This is a genomic window from Pseudarthrobacter oxydans (assembly GCF_034258515.1).
Taxonomy (GTDB): domain Bacteria; phylum Actinomycetota; class Actinomycetes; order Actinomycetales; family Micrococcaceae; genus Arthrobacter.
In genome coordinates, this window is record NZ_CP139438.1 from 1,943,387 (window position 1) to 1,959,161 (window position 15,775).

Below are 15,775 nucleotides of genomic sequence, written 5' to 3' on the forward strand. Positions count from 1 at the left end.
CTAACAAAAGGATCAACGTGACAGAGGTAAACATGTTCTCGCTGGGGGGAAAGCGTGCCCTCGTGACCGGCGCCGGCAGGGGCTTGGGACAGGCCATCGCCCGCGGCTTGACTGCCGCGGGAGCCCACACCGCACTCATCTCCAGGACTCGCGGGGAAGTGACGGCCGCGGCGGCGGAGATCGGTCCTAATGCCTTTCCCTTTGAAGCCGACGTTGCAGACACCGACGCCCTTCCTAAATTGCTCGACGACGTGGAAATGCGCCTCGGCGGTTCAGTGGACATAGTTGTGCATGCAGCGGGCGTACAGCACCGGCAGAGCGCAGAAGCTTTTCCGATAGCTGAATGGGACCGGATAATCAGCGTGAATCTCACAGCTCCGTTCATGCTGAGCCAGGAGATTGGTCGGCGCCAGCTCCAACGTGGGCAGCACGGCAACCACATATTTATCGGTTCTCTAACGAGCCACCTCTCGGTGCCAGACGTGGTGGCCTACACAGCCAGTAAGTCCGGCGTTTATGGCGTTGTGCGGAGTCTAAGCAGCGAATGGTCGGCGAGGGGGATCCGCGTCAACGGAATTGGTCCCGGATATTTCCGTACCCGATTGACGGAATCCGCGTTCCAGGATGTCTCGAGGAAGCAGAAAATGCTTGACCGGATACCGATGAACAGGTTCGGGGACCCGGAAGACTTGGTGGGTGCCGCAGTTTTCTTGGCGTCGGCGGCATCCAGTTACATCACCGGTCAACTGCTCATGGTAGATGGCGGATGGACAGCCAGTTAATAAGAGCAACAGCAATCCCACGCATGGTTATTGGCAATCGTCTGTAAAACTGGAGGAAAAATGGTAAGAGATATGAACGTGGACCGCAGGCAGTTCCTGAGGTTGTCTGGAATCGGGGTCATCGGCATTGCCGCGGTTCCAACGCTTGCAGCCTGTGGAACAGCGGCTGCAGGAGGCGAAAAACTGAAAATTGGGGCGTTTTTCCCCGTTTCAGGGCCTCTGGCTCTCCTCGGGGAAGAATCCTGGCGGGGAGTACAAATCGCAACCGACCTGCGCAACAAGGCCGGCGGCGTCGCAGGTAAGAATATCGAACTGATGTTCGCAGACATTCCGGATGTCAACGCTGCTACTTCAGAGTCACGCCGTCTGGCATCGAGCCCGGACGTCAAGCTTGCGATCGGGTCCTATTCGTCGGCTCTTTCCCTGGCTGCTTCCGAAGTATTTGCCCGGGGCGGGCGCAGCTTCGTTGAACTGGGCGCGGTGTCCGAAGAAATCACGGCCCGCGGCTATGAGAACGTGTATCGCTTCAACCCGTCCGCCGGTGACTTCACCAAGATGCAGATGAGGTTCATCAGCGAGTACTTGTCGAAAAAACTGGGTAAGCCGGTGTCAGAGCTCCGGGTGATCCTTGCCCATGAAGACTCGGCCTACGGGCAGTCGGTTGCCGAGAACGCCAAGAAGGACGCGGCCGCCGCAGGTATTGCGAATTTTTCCACGGAACCTTACAACGCCAAGTCCACGGACCTTTCGTCGACTGTCTTGAGGATGAAGGATAAGGCCCCCGACATCGTCATGGCCGTTTCTTACGCGGCCGACGCCGTCCTGCTCGGCCGGCAGATCCGAGACAACGGACTCAAACTTGGTGCGTTCATTGGAACCGGCGGCGGCCACAGCCTGATGAGTTTCCGCGAAGCGCTGGGGGACGCAGCAGACGGTATCTTCGATGTCGATTTCACCCAGATCTATGTCAACGAAAAATTCACTCCCGGCATTCAGGACTTCACATCCCAATACAAGGAGCGGTACAACGGACTCCCGGCCTCAGGGCACGCCCTTGCGAACTTTACTGGCGCCAACCTGCTCTTTGACCTCCTGGAGAAATCAGGTGGAAAGGACGCTCCGGCCGAATTCCGCAAAGCTGCAACATCTTTCAAGCTGGACCAGGGTAAGACCGCAGCAGGATGGGGTTTTGAACTTAACGACAAAAACCAGAACGAGCGTTCGGACGTATACATCATGCAGTGGAAGGGCCCAAGGCTCGAAACTGTTTGGCCACCGGAAGCCGCAGTTCGTGAACCGGAAATCGTCACGCCGTTCGGCGTTTGAACGCTCCCGAAGGACAAAATGAGTCTCATTATGCAAGCGCTAGTGGCGGGGCTACTGCTAGGTGGCGTGTATGCACTGATAGCGGTCGGCCTGAATCTAATCTTTGGCGTTGTCAAGATCATCAATTTTGCCCACGGTGAATTTGTGATGATGGCAATGTACGCCACATTCTGGATGTGGACGGCTTGGAACTTAAGCCCCTATCTTTCCATCTTTATCATCACGCCGTTGATGTTCGTGTTCGGTATGGTGTTGCAGAGATTCATTCTGCAGCCCATGCAGAATTCGTCTCCGACAATGAAGATCTTCGTCACGCTGGGCCTGTCGATCCTGCTGCAGAACCTGGCACTTGTCCTCTTCGGTGGGCAATTCCGTAGCACCCAGTTTCCGTGGGCGGAGAAAAATGTGACGGTGATCGGCATCAGTGCAACGTATGGTCGTGTCGCCGCATTTGTGGTGGCGCTGGTACTGGTTGCTGTCCTGTTTTACGTCATGAAAAAAACCCTGATAGGCAAGGTTCTGCGAGCCCTGGCCGAAGACCGCGAGACCTCCGGACTTATCGGGATCCCGGTGAAGAAGTACTACCTGGTGGCAATGGGACTGGGAACAGCTATTACTGCCATCGCCGGTGTTCTAATCGCGCCATTTCATTCTGTATTCCCGCTGGCGGGTGCACATATCACTTTGTTGGCCTTCGTCGTCGTTGTACTCGGCGGCCTCGGGAACATGGTCGGATCGTTGGTTGGGGGGCTGCTCTTGGGCGCGGTTGAGACCGTGGTGGGTACGTTCATTGATCCGGCACTGCAGCTGGTGGCTGTTTTCGCGGTGTTCATTATCGTGCTGCTCGCGCGTCCGCAGGGCATCTTTGGCGGCTCTGCAAGCAATGCGGAAGTTGGTTTGAAGTGAAAAAGAACCATTACATCTGGTCTCTCGGCGCAGTCGCTATCGCTGCACTGTTGCCCTTGGTCACCGCGGACCAATTCTTCCTTCACATTTGCGTCATGATCCTTATATACGTAGGGATTACTGTCGCATGGAACATTCTCGCATTCGGTGGCATCCTTTCACTCGGCCATGCCGCTTTCTTCGGGATCGGTTCATACACCGTCGCCCTACTTTACGTAAACCTGAATATCAATCCTTGGCTGGGGATTCTTGCCGCAATGGTTACAGCAGGCATCGGTGCGTTGTGCCTGGCGATTCCCTTGTTGCGCTTACGCGGGCCGTTCTTCACGCTTTCCACGTTGGCCTTTGTGGAGGTGCTGCGTCTGATTGCAATCTACTGGGTCGGCCTAACGAACGGTTCGGTGGGCATTACGACTCCTCCTGCCGAGGGCTTCGCGCTTCTCTCTTTCCAGGACCGTCAGCCGTACTACTACATTGTGCTCGTCATGACACTAATCGCCATCTGCATCTCCGTCTGGATCTATCATTCGAAAATGGGCTACCACCTGCGGGCTGTAGCCTCCGATGAAGATGCCGTTCGCGCCCTGGGCGTTCGGACCCCACGTCTGAAATTGACCGCCCTGGTCATCAGCGCGGCGCTAACGGGCGCATTCGGCGCATTTACCGCAATGTACTTCTTCGTAATCGAGCCAGAGACCAACTTCTCAGCAACGCTGTATTCGATTCAGCCGGCGTTGAACGGGATCATCGGCGGTATGGGCACGCTGCTCGGGCCGGTAGTCGGTGCTCTCATCATGACGCCCCTGGGTGAATGGCTGCGGACCACATTCTCCGGCGCTACTCAAGGTCTGAACTTTGTGATCTACGGCATTGTGCTCATCGTTATCGTACGGGTGATGCCCGGTGGGATTGTTACGGGTGCCAACAAACTATACAGCCGGTTCCGCCCGGCGGAAGGAACCTCTGGCGGCGGGGACAGCCAAAAGAGGTCCGCGGAGGAGACGGTGGACGATGACCATACTGCCAACACTGCAGGGAGGCGCAGCTAATGGGCAACACCCTCTTGAAGGTGGATAAAGTATCGAAACGGTTCGGCGGCGTTCAGGCAGTCGGGGGAGTCTCCCTGGAACTGAAACACGGTGAAATTATCGGCCTCATCGGAGCGAACGGAGCGGGTAAGACATCCTTCTTCAATCTAGTCTCCGGGATGCATTTCCCCGACGCCGGGAGAGTCGAATTCGACGGCGATGACATCACTAAGCTGGACACGGCCAGCCGCGCGCGCTGCGGTATTGGCCGTACCTTCCAAGTGGTTCGGCCGTTCAAGGGCATGACAGTCGCGGAAAATGTCATGGTGCCGTTGTTGGTCAATGATGCGAGCGTCAAGACGGCGAGGAAACGGGCGGCCGAGCTGCTGGAAGAACTTAGCATTCCCGGCCTGGCGCACAAGCCGGCGGAAAGCCTGACTCTCGCCCAACGCAAACGTGTCGAGGTGGCGCGTGCACTGGCAACGGGTCCGAAACTTCTGCTTCTGGACGAGGTTCTTGCAGGGTTGAACAGTCGCGAGGTTATCGACGTCCTTCCGTTTGTTGCGAAAGTCAGGGAACGCGGCGTATCCATCTTGATGATTGAGCACCTCGTATCGGCAGTCATGGAGGTTTCCGACCGGATTCTCGTCCTTGACCACGGTGTGGTGATCTCGGAGGGGCTGCCCAGTGAAGTTGTGAACGATCCGAAGGTCATCGCGGCCTATCTGGGTAAGGAAGACTAATGCTTGAGGTAAAAAACATTTCCGCCTTTTACGGCGACGCGCAGGCTCTGGAAAACGTAAATCTCACACTCGGAAAATCCGGCATCGTGGCACTGCTCGGACCCAACGCGGCCGGCAAGTCCACCACCCTTCGGGTAATTAGCGGAATTGTGCCGGCCGCGAGCGGAACTGTGCACTTCGAAGGGGAGGACATTACTGCGGCGTCGCCCCAAGACCGTGTTGGCCTGGGCATCGTCCACGTTCCGGAAGGGCGGAAGCTGTTCGGGACTCTCAGCGTGGAGGACAACCTCATCCTCGGCGGCTACAGCAGGCGCAAGGACCGAAAAACAACAGCCAGGCTGGACGGGATCTATGACCGGTTTCCAAGGCTACGGGAGCGCCGCTTTCAGGACGCAGGGCTGCTTTCCGGTGGAGAGCAACAAATGGTAGCCGTCGGGCGCGGTCTCATGTCGGAGCCCAAGTTGCTAATGATCGACGAAATGTCCCTGGGATTGGCGCCGATGATCGTGAAACAGATGTTTTCGCTGGTCCAGGAGATTGCGACGGGCAACATGTGCGTGCTCCTAGTTGAGCAGCATGTGCAGAATGCGCTGGCCGTCGCAGACCACGGGTTCATCATCGATGGCGGCGTGACGCGTGTATCAGGACCTGTCCACGAACTGCTCAGCAGTACTCTGGTTCGCGAATCGTACCTAGGCCAGTGACACGCCTCTCGGAAGTTAAGGTCCGCGGCAGCATGAGCGCACAAATGACGGCGTTCCTGAAGCAAAGTCGGAAGAAGGGAGACATAGCACTTAGGCAGGTTCCAGTTCCCATACCGGGGCCGGGTCAGGTTCTTATCCGGACGGAGGCTGTAGGACTGTGCGGAAGCGATATCCATGCGGTTAACAGTCATGCGGGATATGAGTGGCTACCGGAACAGGTGGTATTGGGACACGAAGCTGTTGGCACAATCCATGCGGTAGGACCGGATGTCAGCAGTACACGGATCGGCGAACGCGTCGTTCCGTTGGCCATAGACGGTTGCCGCAACTGCTCCGTCTGTGCTGGCGGAACGCCACAGCTCTGTCCGCAGCGGGACTGCCTCGGGCTGTCCTTCGACGGTGCTCTCGCGGACTTTTTTGTTCTCGATGCTGGCAGGACGGTGACCATTGACAATGAACTTTCCGCGTCCATGGCTGCCCTTATTGAACCCACCGGCGTCGCCGTACATGCCGTCCGGCAGCTGGGCGAAAATCTGCAGGGACAACGGATCGTTGTTTCGGGGCCAGGCCCCGTTGGGCTTCTCTGCGGCCTGTTCGCCGAAGAGCGAGGCGCCGACGTCGAGTTCGTAGGGCCGCTGGAAGGCTCCCAGGCGAGACTGGACTTTGCGTCGCAACTGGGCTTCGCTACTGTCCGCGGCCACGAAGGTATCGAGAGGACAAGAAACGGACGCCCCATCGATGCCTGGATAGAGGCCAGTGGCGGCGCCGTTGTTCTTGAAGACGCTGTTACAGGAGTCCGCCGGGGTGGCACGATTGTCATTCCCGGACTCTTCGGCGTACTTCCGCACCTTGACGTGAACGAATTAGTGCGAAGGGAGGTGCGGCTTCAGGGGACCTACGGCTACACACGCGATGACTACAGGGCTGCAACAGACCTTCTGCTGGGCAACCAGGAACGGCTGGCCTCGATGGTTACAGAATTCCGGCTGGAAAGAGTACTGGCGGCTGTAGAAGCTACGGAGCAAACAAAGGTGATCAAGGCTGTGGTTGTCGCCGAATGGCCGGCCATAGAAAAACGATTTTAGGGGTTACAGCATGATTTTTTTATCAGAACACGATGTTTCCGAATTGGTGGACATGGACGATGCTCTCCGAGCCGTCGAAACCGCCTTGGCAGGCCAGAGCCGTGGAACGGTGCATAACGCCATTCGCTCGCGGGCAACCCTGAACGGAATGAACCTGAACCTTTTGGGCGGCGCGGTCGGCCCGGTGAACAGCCTGGCTGCGAAAATCTACGTCACCGGTGGGGGAGCGGCCAAATTCTGGCTGCTGCTGTTTGCCGCTGATGGGGACTGCGACGCCCTCATGGAAGCCGACCGCATCGGTCAACTGCGTACCGGGGCCGCCTCCGGAATCTCTGCGCGTTACCTTGCCCGAAAGGACGCGACGGTACTGGGCTTGATCGGTTCCGGGTATCAAGCTTGGACCCAAGCCGAAGCGATTGTCCGGTCCACAGGGATTAAAACCATCCAGGTATTCAGCCGGAACTATTCGAAGGCTGAGGATTTCGCGAAGCGTTTCGCAGAAAAGTTTCCTGTCGAGGTCCTGGCTAAGCACACAATTGACGACGCACTTGATGGGGCGGACATCATCGCCACTATGACGTCGTCCAAAGAGTCTTTGGTTGAACAACGGCACATCAAAGCCGGAACCCACTACGTTTTCGCAGGGTCAAATAACCCGCATAACCGCGAAGCGTCTGGAGATGTATTGGCGGCGGCGGACCTCCTTGTCACCGATGACCGGGGGCAGGCAAAGATCGAAGGTGGAACGCTGCGGCGGGCCGTCGCAGAAGACGCAATCACATGGGACAACGTGGGGCTCCTAGGCGACATTGTCTCGGGCGAGCAGTCCGGGCGTACCTCCGATGCTCAGATTACCGTCTTTGTGTCCCAGGGGGCGGGCTCCTGGGACACAGCTCTCGCACGCACCGTTTTCGAGAAGGCCGCGGCAAAGAACACTGGGACCCTGCTGCCGATTGCTGGCGGCATTACAGAAGGACGACGGTAGTTGTGACAGACCACATTGGCATCATCGGGGGAGGCATCGTCGGGGTTGCCATAGCCCGGGCCCTCGCGGAGCGTGGCCTGATGGTTACTGTGGTGGAGAAGGAACACCGCGTGGCCATGCATCAAACCGGCCGCAATTCGGGAGTGGTGCACGCGGGTCTTTACTACGCACCGGGTTCCCTGAAAGCGACTCTTTGTTCCACCGGGCGGGAGCTGACCAAAGAGTATTGCCAGGACAAGAAGCTCCCCTACCGCGAGGTAGGGAAGTTGGTCGTTGCCGTCACGGACAAGGAGACTCCCTATCTCGACGCCATCGAAGCCCGTTCCGTTGCAAACGGAGTTCCCGGGCTTCGGCGGTTGAGCGCTACTGAGATGAAGGATGTCGAACCTCACGTGGCAGGGGTTGCCGCCATCCACTCTCCCCGGACCGCAGTCGTCGACTATGCCTCTATCACTGAGGCGATGGCCGAGGACGTGCGGAAGGGAGGGGGCACCATCCTTCTGGGACACGAGGTCACCGGCATTGTCAGTCAATCAGGCAAGGTCAGGGTTATCACTACCGCCGCGGAACTTACCTTTGATCGGCTTATCGTTTGCGCGGGCCTGCAGTCTGACGTGGTTGCCCGCCTGATCGGTGCTCCGGCCAGCCCCAAGATTCTGCCATTCCGTGGCGAATACTGGGGTCTGGCAAACGCAAAGCAACATCTGGTTCGCGGAATGATCTATCCAGTGCCGGATCCACGGTTTCCCTTTCTTGGCGTGCACTTCACCCGCGGGGTGTATGATGACGTCCACGTTGGCCCGAACGCTGTGCCGGCGATGGCGCGCGAAGGCTACAGTTGGGCAAAAGTTTCCCTGAAAGACACCTGGGATTCCCTCTCATGGCCAGGCGCACCGGCGCTCGCAAAGCAGCACTGGCGGATGGGGCTAAAGGAAATCGCTTCGTCCCTACTCAAGCCTCTCTACTACAAGGAGGCGCAAAGGTTCATCCCAGAACTTCAGCTGTCCGACCTTACGTCCAAGACAGCCGCCGGAGTTCGGGCGCAGGCCTGGAGTGCGGACGGTTCCCTGTTGGATGACTTTGCGGTGGACCAGGTAGGACCGGTCACGCTGCTGAGGAATGCGCCCTCCCCCGCAGCGACGGCCGCAATGTCCATAGCTGACTACGTGCTAGCTAAGTACATCTTTATTAGGTCCTAGCGTTGGGTGCCGCATCGGCCCCGACCCCGGCGAATTGAAGGTAACCATATGTCAAAGGAAAATTCCAGTCTGGCCGGCAAGCGCATTCTTGTGACCGGTGCCGGACGCGGTCTAGGACGGAACTATGCATTGCACCTCGCCAAAGCCGGCGCGGATGTTGCCGTCACGGACATTAATCTGCACTCCTATCGAGACTTTAGGCCTGAAGCAGATGACATGAAGAACGACACCGTCGTCCGGGAAATCCAGGACCTGGGCAGGGCTGCCTTGGGCTATGAGCTTGATGCCACTGACCAAGACGGCATGAGCGACGTGATGGAGTCCATCCGCTCTGAATGGGGCGGGATTGATGTCCTGGTCAACAACGTGGGTGGTGGCAGTTATTCGGCGGGTGCGAACACCCTGCCCAGCACCCTCCCGATCAGCGATCTGAGGGAGAACATGGAGCGGAATTTCGTCACCACGGTCCTGGCCTGTCAGCTTGCGCTTCCGATCATGGAACAAGGAGCCAGCATTATCAATGTCGGGTCCCAAGCGGGGGAAGCCGCGGTGGAACCTATGTTTTCGGCGTATGGAAGCGCAAAAGCAGCGGTTGCCCACTACTCACGCTACCTCGCTAACGAACTAGGGCCACGGGGAATCCGGGTCAACGTCGTGGCGCCCGGCTACATAGCCACGGAACGTCTGAATACCGTTTTCGCTGAGATGGGCGAAGAACGAATACACAAAAATGTGGCGCTGGGCCGGATTGGGAGCCCGGCGGAATGCGCCAGTGTCATCGAATTCCTCGCCGGCGCTGCGTCTCGCTACGTCACCGGTCAGATCCTCGTTGTCGACGGCGGCGCCCTGAATTTTGCTACTTCACGACCATAAGTTTTTCTACACTCTAAAGGAGCACGTCATGCCCACAGTTGCCGAAATAATGGTCGCCGCTTTCCGCAGGCATGGAGTGACCGACGTCTTCGGCCAGTCCCTGCCATCGGCATTCTTTCTTGCCGCCGAGAAGGCCGGTATCCGCCAGATCCCGTACCGGACCGAGAACGCAGGCGGAGCCATGGCAGATGCCTTCGCGCGGGTGTCAAACAGGATTGCACTGGTGGGAGCTCAAAACGGGCCCGCCGCAACGCTGCTCGTACCTCCATTAGCGGAGGCCATAAAAGCGTCCTCACCGGTCATCGCCATTGTCCAAGAGGTACCTGTCAGCCAGCGCGGTCGAAATGCGTTCCAGGAATTCGACCACGTAGCACTCTTCGCCTCGTGCACCAAATGGGTGAAGCAGCTGGATGATCCGACGCGGATCAACGACTACGTTGACATGGCTGTGACGATAGCGACGACCGGACGCCCCGGTCCAGTGGCGTTACTGGTCCCGCGGGACGTACTTCTGATGGAAGTCGAACAGACTGAGGTTACCCCCCGGACTTCCGAGCTGGGCGGTTTTCCTCTGGACCGCTCCCGTCCCGACGGCGCCCGTGTCGCTGAGGCAGCCAAGCTGCTGGCAGACGCCGTTTCGCCTCTCATTGTCGCCGGCGGAGGCGTACACCTGTCCGGCGCGGTCAAAGCCCTTGAACAGCTTCAGGAGCTCAGCGGCATCCCGGTGGCAACCACCAATATGGGGAAGGGCGCTGTAAGCGAAATACACGAGCTCTCCCTAGGCGTCATCGGCAACGCGCTGGGCGCGAAGGCACCCAACTACCTGACCCGCCCGCTCGTGGAAGATGCCGACGTCGTGCTGTTCGTCGGGACGCGCACCAACGAAAACGGGACGGACGCCTGGAAGTTGTTTCCTCGTGATGCGACCTACATCCATCTCGATGTTGATGGCATAGAGATCGGCCGCAACTACCAAGCCCTACGTCTTGTCGGTGATGCACGCCTCGGGCTGGAGGACATCAACGCCGAGTTGGGCAAGCTCGACCTTTCGAGGCGGGTTGAAAGCCGGGCCAGCGCTTCGGCCCGGATTGCATTGGCCAAGACAGCAGCAGCGGCAGACGTGCAGCAGCTGGGCGTTAATCAGCCCCCAAACAAACTCACGCCGCAGTACGTGATGTCGGTCTTGGACGGGCATCTGGAAGCCGATGATATCGCGGTAGCTGATGCCAGTTACTCGACTCTGTGGATGTCCAACTACTTGACAGCTAAATCCGCCGGGCAAAGATTTATCTCTCCGCGCGGCCTTGCCGGACTGGGGTGGGGCCTTCCCATGGCTATGGGAGCGCAGGCAGCGTTCCCGGACAAGCGTGTTGTTTGTATCAGCGGCGACGGCGGCTACGGCCACGTGTGGGCAGAGATGGAGGCAGCGGTCCGAAACAACCAGCCCATCGTGTCCGTACTGTTAAACAACTCCATCCTGGGGTTCCAAAAACACGCCGAGTTGAACTCATTTGCTGAATACACAACGGCCATTCCATTCTCGACGGTGGACCATGCGGCCATTGCCCGCGCAGTTGGTGCGGAGGCAACCCGCGTGACAACGCCCGCCGAACTCGAGACCGCCCTAAAAGCGGCCTTCAGCGGGAACCAATTCTTCCTCATTGAAGTCATCACGGACGCAGACTCCTACCCGGCGATTGCGGCCTGGGACTCCAACCCTCCGGAAAGCATCAGATAGAGCCCGCTGGCTGTACTGACCACGGTCGTTGAGGACGCTCGGGCGGTGGTTTGGTGACACGAAGAAGACCTCCGGGTGGAGTGGGGCTTGTCTAGAGTCCAATTCCACGTACGGAGGTCTTCGTGTGCCACCCTAACGCTTTTCTAACGGCTCGTGGCAGGCTGCGGCTCGCGGAATGTGCCGTTGATCAGTGCTGGAGCCTGCGGCGGGCCGCGGAACGGTTCCTGGTCTCGGTCCCGACTGCTGCACGCTGGACAGAGCGCTGCCGCGAGCACGGCCCGCGGAATGGAGGACCGTTTCAGCCGCTCGCACTCGCTGGCGAAACTAACCTGGCTCCATCGTGGTGATCTGACCTTACGAACACAACAGGCCCGGGACCTGGAGCATGTCGACATCACGAAGCTCTGTGAGTCTTATCAGCGGCTGGTCTGGGACTGGCTGGCAGGATGGTAACGGTCCTCCGCCTCGTGGTTGTGACTCAAAGAAACAATGACCATTAGTGTCTTGCGCCCGCCCTGTCCTTCCGTAGGGGTGGTCTGCCGGTACCTGTCCGGCCACTTCGGGGACTTAGATCAGAACATTGTCCGCGTCTTGGGCGCGTGACTCTTCACAGTGCTGTTCCGATGTGATTGCTACCCGGACCGAGACCAGGGAGCGCGGTGCATTCGACAAGGCTTCGTTTGCGGCAAGAAACAGCGGTGGAAGCCATTGATTTTTCTGTGTGGTTCGGCGCCCTAATCGGTTCAGAAATGCTAAAACTGCAGATCAGATAAGTATGGACAGGGGGTTTTCCATACGCTGCTTGAATGCAGCCATCAGGCGAGCAGCGACTGCCCCATCCACCACCCGGTGGTCAGCAGAGAGGGTGCAGGTCATGAGAGTGGCGACGCCCAGTTCTCTGTTGACGACGACGGGTCGTAGTTCAGCAGAGCCGATGGCCAGAATACCGGCCTGTGGGGGGTTGAGGATCGCCGTGAATTCCTTCGTCCCGAACATTCCCAGGTTGCTGACGGTGAACGTTCCTCCCGACAGCTCGCCAGGGCGGATCTTTCCAGCCTGGGCCCGTGCGGCGTAGTCGGCGATGGTGGAGCTGATCTCGGTGATCGACGCGGTGTCGACACTGCGGACTACGGGGGTAATTAGGCCGCCGTCGGTGGCGATGGCGACGGAGACGTCGGCGTGGTTGTACCTGATCATACTGTTCCCGTTGAAAGTTACGTTGGCGTCGGGTTCATCACACAAAGCCAGACCGATGGCCTTCACGACGAGGTCGTTGACCGTGATTTTGCGCTGTGCTGTGGCATTGACCTGCTTACGGAGGGCGAGCAGGTCATCCATGCGCACGTCCGCAGTGAGGTAGAAGTGCGGGACTCTTGTTTTGGATTCGGTCAGCCGGCGTGCGATGGCTTGGCGCATACGGGTGAGGGGGACAGTTTCGCCGACCGGCTGAACAAACCCCCGTGCAAAGGCCGGGGCGCCGGACAGGGGAGTTGTCAGCGCTGCCGGGACGGGGGCCGCGGCAGTCGCTGCGAGTTGCGCCGCGATTGCTTCTTCGACGTCTTTGCGAATGAGTCGTCCGTCGGGTCCGGAACCGTTCAGCGCGGCCACGTCCAGCCCGTGCTCACGGGCGAGCCGCCGGGCCAGAGGGGAGCTAAACACCCGCGGGGTGTCGGCGGCAGGCACGGAAGCGGCGTCGTCGTGCTGTTTCGACGTTCCGGCGGGTTGGGAGAGCGCGGTGGCCAGGATAGCGTCGATGTCCTTCTCGGCGTCGCCGACGGCAGCGATGACGGCGATCGGCGCGCCCACGGCAACGGTGTCACCGGGCTGGGCGATGAGCCGGGCGAGGATGCCGTCCCCTTCGGCCTCCATTTCCACATTGGCCTTTTCGGTTTCGATTTCCGCTATGGGCTCGCCTGCGGTGACGGAATCACCGGCGGCTTTGAACCAGGCGTAAAGCACAGCCTCGGTTGCGTCAGCGAGGATGGCTGGCATGTTCAGCAATGTTGCCATAAGAGTTTCTCCAGAAACGGGTAGCCGGGGATCGGCGGGAGGTAGGGGAGCGGTGAAGGGGAGGCCTCAACGGGCAAGGTTATGGGCGGCAGCGGCCAGACCCCTGTCAATTTCGGCACGGCCGGCGAAGGCTGCCCGTTCCAAGACCCTGGAGATGCTCGGCGAGGCTTCCGCCCCGGTGACGCGTTGGACGGGCTGGTCCAGGTAGTCGAAGAACCGCCGTTGGATTTCGTCACTGAGCCAGTTGCCGTAAGAGGTGCCGCGGGCGCCTTGCTCCGCGATCAGGACGTTGTTGGTCTTCTTGATGGATTCGCCGACAGTCTCCCAGTCGATGCTTGCCGCGTCCAGCCAGCGCAGGTCGATGACCTCAGCGTCCAGCTCGGCGTCCGCGGCTGCGTCGAGTGCAGGCTGGACCATGGCCAGGTAGGTCAGCACCGTGATGTCTCTGCCCGCCCGTCGCACGGCGGCCTTGCCGAACGGAATCTGATAGTTAAAATCATTGACGGGGGCCGGGCCACTCGTGGCATAGAGGTCCACATGCTCGATGACTACCACCGGGTCGTCAAGGTCGAGCGCGGCGTTCATCAGGCCGACGTAGTCAAAAGGGGTCGACGGTGCCACAATGCGCCAGCCAGGCTGGGTCGCGAAGATGCCGGCCGGGTCCATGGAGTGTTGGGAGCCGTAGCCGGTTCCCACGGCCACCTTTGACCGCAGGACCAGTGGCATCCTGCCCCTGCCGCCGAACATGTGGCGTGCCTTGCCGATCTGGTTAAACAATTGGTCGGCGGCGACCCACATGAAGTCCGCGTACATGAACTCGACGACGGGCTTGTAGCGGCCGTCCATGGCCATACCGCCAGCGAGCCCGGCGAACGCATTTTCGCTGATCGGTGTGCCCAGAATGCGTTCAGGGTGAGCGTCCATGAGCCCGCGGGTAGCACCGTTCGTGCCACCCTTGAGCCGGTGGACGTCCTCGCCCATCACCACGACCGATTTGTCGGCGTCCATACGCGCGTGCATCACATCAGCGACGGCGTCAATAAACTTACGCTGGGTCAGCGACCCTGTGAACGTGGCTTCCTCCTCGGTGCGGGCCCCATCCAGTTCGGAAAGGTCCCCGCGGATGCCCACGTCCACGAATCCGGGATCGGGCCACAGCTCGGGTCGGATCCGGCGAGTTCCCTGCTTCGCTCCGGGGTCCTGCTCGGTGAGGGCCTCGACCGCGTCTTGGCAAGCCTTTCTGATCTCGACAGTCATGTCCTTGATTGCAGTGGCATCCATGAGTCCGAGGTTCTGCAGCTCCGAACCGACACGAAGGATGGGGTCACGGTCCCGCCAAGCCTTCTCCTCTGCCTTGCTTCGGTAACCGAAAGCGCTGCCGGGGAACGGGCCGTTCTGATGGAAATAGCGGTAGACCTCTGCTTCGATCAGTGCGGGGCCCTGCCCAGTTCGAATGTGATCAGCGGCCTGTTCCATTGCCAGGTGCACGGCCAGCGGGTCCATGCCGTCAACCCGCCAGGACCGGATCCCAAAACCGGGGCCCCGACCGGACAGGCGGGACTCCCCGGTCACGTCTGCTATGTGCGTGGAGACGGCATAAAGGTTGTTCTCGATGAAGAAACACAGTGGAAGCTTCCATGCTGCGGCGAGGTTCATCGTCTCCAGAGCCGAACCTATGTTCGTTGCCCCGTCTCCGAAATACGTCACGGTGAGGTCAGTGTCTCCGCCGGTGCGGGCACCATCGTGCTTCTGCGCCCAGGCATTGCCAGCGGCCAGCGGCACACCGCCGCCGACGATTGCGTTCGTGCCCAGAGCGCCGGCCTCCATCCACTGAAGGTGCATCGATCCCCCGCGGCCACGGCTGAAACCCTGCTCCAGCCCCAGGATCTCCGCCAGCGTCCGCTGCAGCAACGATCGGACATCTTCTCTGAGAGGAGAAACCGGATCCATACGCCCGTCCGTCTGTCGCGCCAGATAGGCAAGCGCCTTGGCCAGGAACTGATGATGGCCTCGATGAGTTCCGTTGACACCATCGCCGGGACGCAGATCAACCGCAGAACCCACGGCGCCGCCCTCCTGCCCGATGCTTGAGTGCGCCGGCCCATGCACCAGACCCTCACCGGCAAGCTCAAGGACGCTCTCCTCGAAGGAACGAATGATCTGCATCTGCACCAACATGGTCTTCAGCAGCGAAGGGTCTGCCTTCCTCCAATCATCTTCAGTAGTGCGCAACTCGACCCATTCGACGTTGGGTGTGAGCGGTGTTGTTTCAGCCATCGGAAATCTCCACGGAAGGTATTTGGGACCCCGACGGACTATGAATCCGGCAGGGTGACTTAGGCCACTAGGTCCTAAGATACTGAGTCTTCGGATCCAAAGCAAACAACTAGCCGAGG

General features: G+C 59.5%; 13 protein-coding genes and 1 pseudogene. 12 read left to right on the plus strand and 2 right to left on the minus strand.

The annotated features are described in order from the left end of the window. Positions 1-17: 17 nt before the first annotated feature. The 12 genes and pseudogenes from SMD14_RS08775 to SMD14_RS08835 form a co-directional block, all read left to right on the plus strand. Positions 18-782, plus strand: a complete 765-nt coding sequence (locus tag SMD14_RS08775) for an SDR family oxidoreductase (RefSeq protein ID WP_321216013.1) — start codon at positions 18-20, stop codon at positions 780-782. A 72-nt stretch (positions 783-854) separates the two neighbouring features. Then, positions 855-2,108, plus strand: coding sequence for an ABC transporter substrate-binding protein (locus SMD14_RS08780; RefSeq protein WP_321216014.1), 1,254 nt, complete (start codon positions 855-857; stop codon positions 2,106-2,108). 18 nt (positions 2,109-2,126) lie between these two features. Then, the gene (locus tag SMD14_RS08785) at positions 2,127-3,014 is read left to right on the plus strand and encodes a branched-chain amino acid ABC transporter permease (protein ID WP_321216015.1); all 888 of its coding nucleotides are present in this window, start codon (positions 2,127-2,129) and stop codon (positions 3,012-3,014) included. 95 nt (positions 3,015-3,109) lie between these two features. Next, a complete protein-coding gene (locus SMD14_RS08790; protein ID WP_321216016.1) occupies positions 3,110-4,063 on the plus strand; it encodes a branched-chain amino acid ABC transporter permease in 954 nt (317 codons plus the stop codon). Next, positions 4,063-4,785, plus strand: a complete 723-nt coding sequence (locus tag SMD14_RS08795) for an ABC transporter ATP-binding protein (protein ID WP_321216017.1) — start codon at positions 4,063-4,065, stop codon at positions 4,783-4,785. The genes SMD14_RS08790 and SMD14_RS08795 overlap by 1 nt, the downstream gene beginning before the upstream one ends. After that, entirely contained in the window at positions 4,785-5,489 is a 705-nt protein-coding gene (locus SMD14_RS08800; RefSeq protein WP_321216018.1) for an ABC transporter ATP-binding protein, read from the plus strand. Before SMD14_RS08795 ends, SMD14_RS08800 begins: the two co-directional genes overlap by 1 nt. Before the next feature lie 44 nt (positions 5,490-5,533). Continuing rightward, complete coding sequence (locus tag SMD14_RS20265) at positions 5,534-6,574, plus strand: zinc-binding dehydrogenase (RefSeq protein ID WP_409339723.1); 1,041 nt, start codon at positions 5,534-5,536, stop codon at positions 6,572-6,574. 10 nt (positions 6,575-6,584) lie between these two features. Continuing rightward, positions 6,585-7,559 carry an ornithine cyclodeaminase family protein gene (locus SMD14_RS08815; protein ID WP_321216019.1) on the plus strand — a complete coding sequence of 325 codons (975 nt, stop codon included), beginning with the start codon at positions 6,585-6,587 and terminating at the stop codon, positions 7,557-7,559. Positions 7,560-7,561: 2 nt separating this feature from the next. Next, positions 7,562-8,758, plus strand: a complete 1,197-nt coding sequence (lhgO, locus tag SMD14_RS08820; RefSeq protein ID WP_321216020.1) for an L-2-hydroxyglutarate oxidase — start codon at positions 7,562-7,564, stop codon at positions 8,756-8,758. 48 nt (positions 8,759-8,806) lie between these two features. Next, positions 8,807-9,631, plus strand: a complete 825-nt coding sequence (locus tag SMD14_RS08825; protein WP_321216021.1) for an SDR family oxidoreductase — start codon at positions 8,807-8,809, stop codon at positions 9,629-9,631. 28 nt (positions 9,632-9,659) lie between these two features. After that, positions 9,660-11,369, plus strand: a complete 1,710-nt coding sequence (locus tag SMD14_RS08830; RefSeq protein ID WP_321216022.1) for an acetolactate synthase catalytic subunit — start codon at positions 9,660-9,662, stop codon at positions 11,367-11,369. 122 nt (positions 11,370-11,491) lie between these two features. Then, positions 11,492-11,681 (plus strand): annotated as a pseudogene (locus SMD14_RS08835) (leucine zipper domain-containing protein); the annotation flags it as partial. A 453-nt stretch (positions 11,682-12,134) separates the two neighbouring features. On the opposite strand, the gene SMD14_RS08840 reads toward SMD14_RS08835, so the two are convergent. Continuing rightward, positions 12,135-13,361, minus strand: a complete 1,227-nt coding sequence (locus SMD14_RS08840; RefSeq protein WP_321216023.1) for a dihydrolipoamide acetyltransferase family protein — start codon at positions 13,359-13,361, stop codon at positions 12,135-12,137. Between the two features lie 84 nt (positions 13,362-13,445). Further along, positions 13,446-15,656: a thiamine pyrophosphate-dependent enzyme gene (locus tag SMD14_RS08845; RefSeq protein ID WP_321216024.1), complete on the minus strand. Its 2,211-nt coding sequence runs from the start codon at positions 15,654-15,656 to the stop codon at positions 13,446-13,448. Between the last annotated feature and the right edge of the window lie 119 nt (positions 15,657-15,775).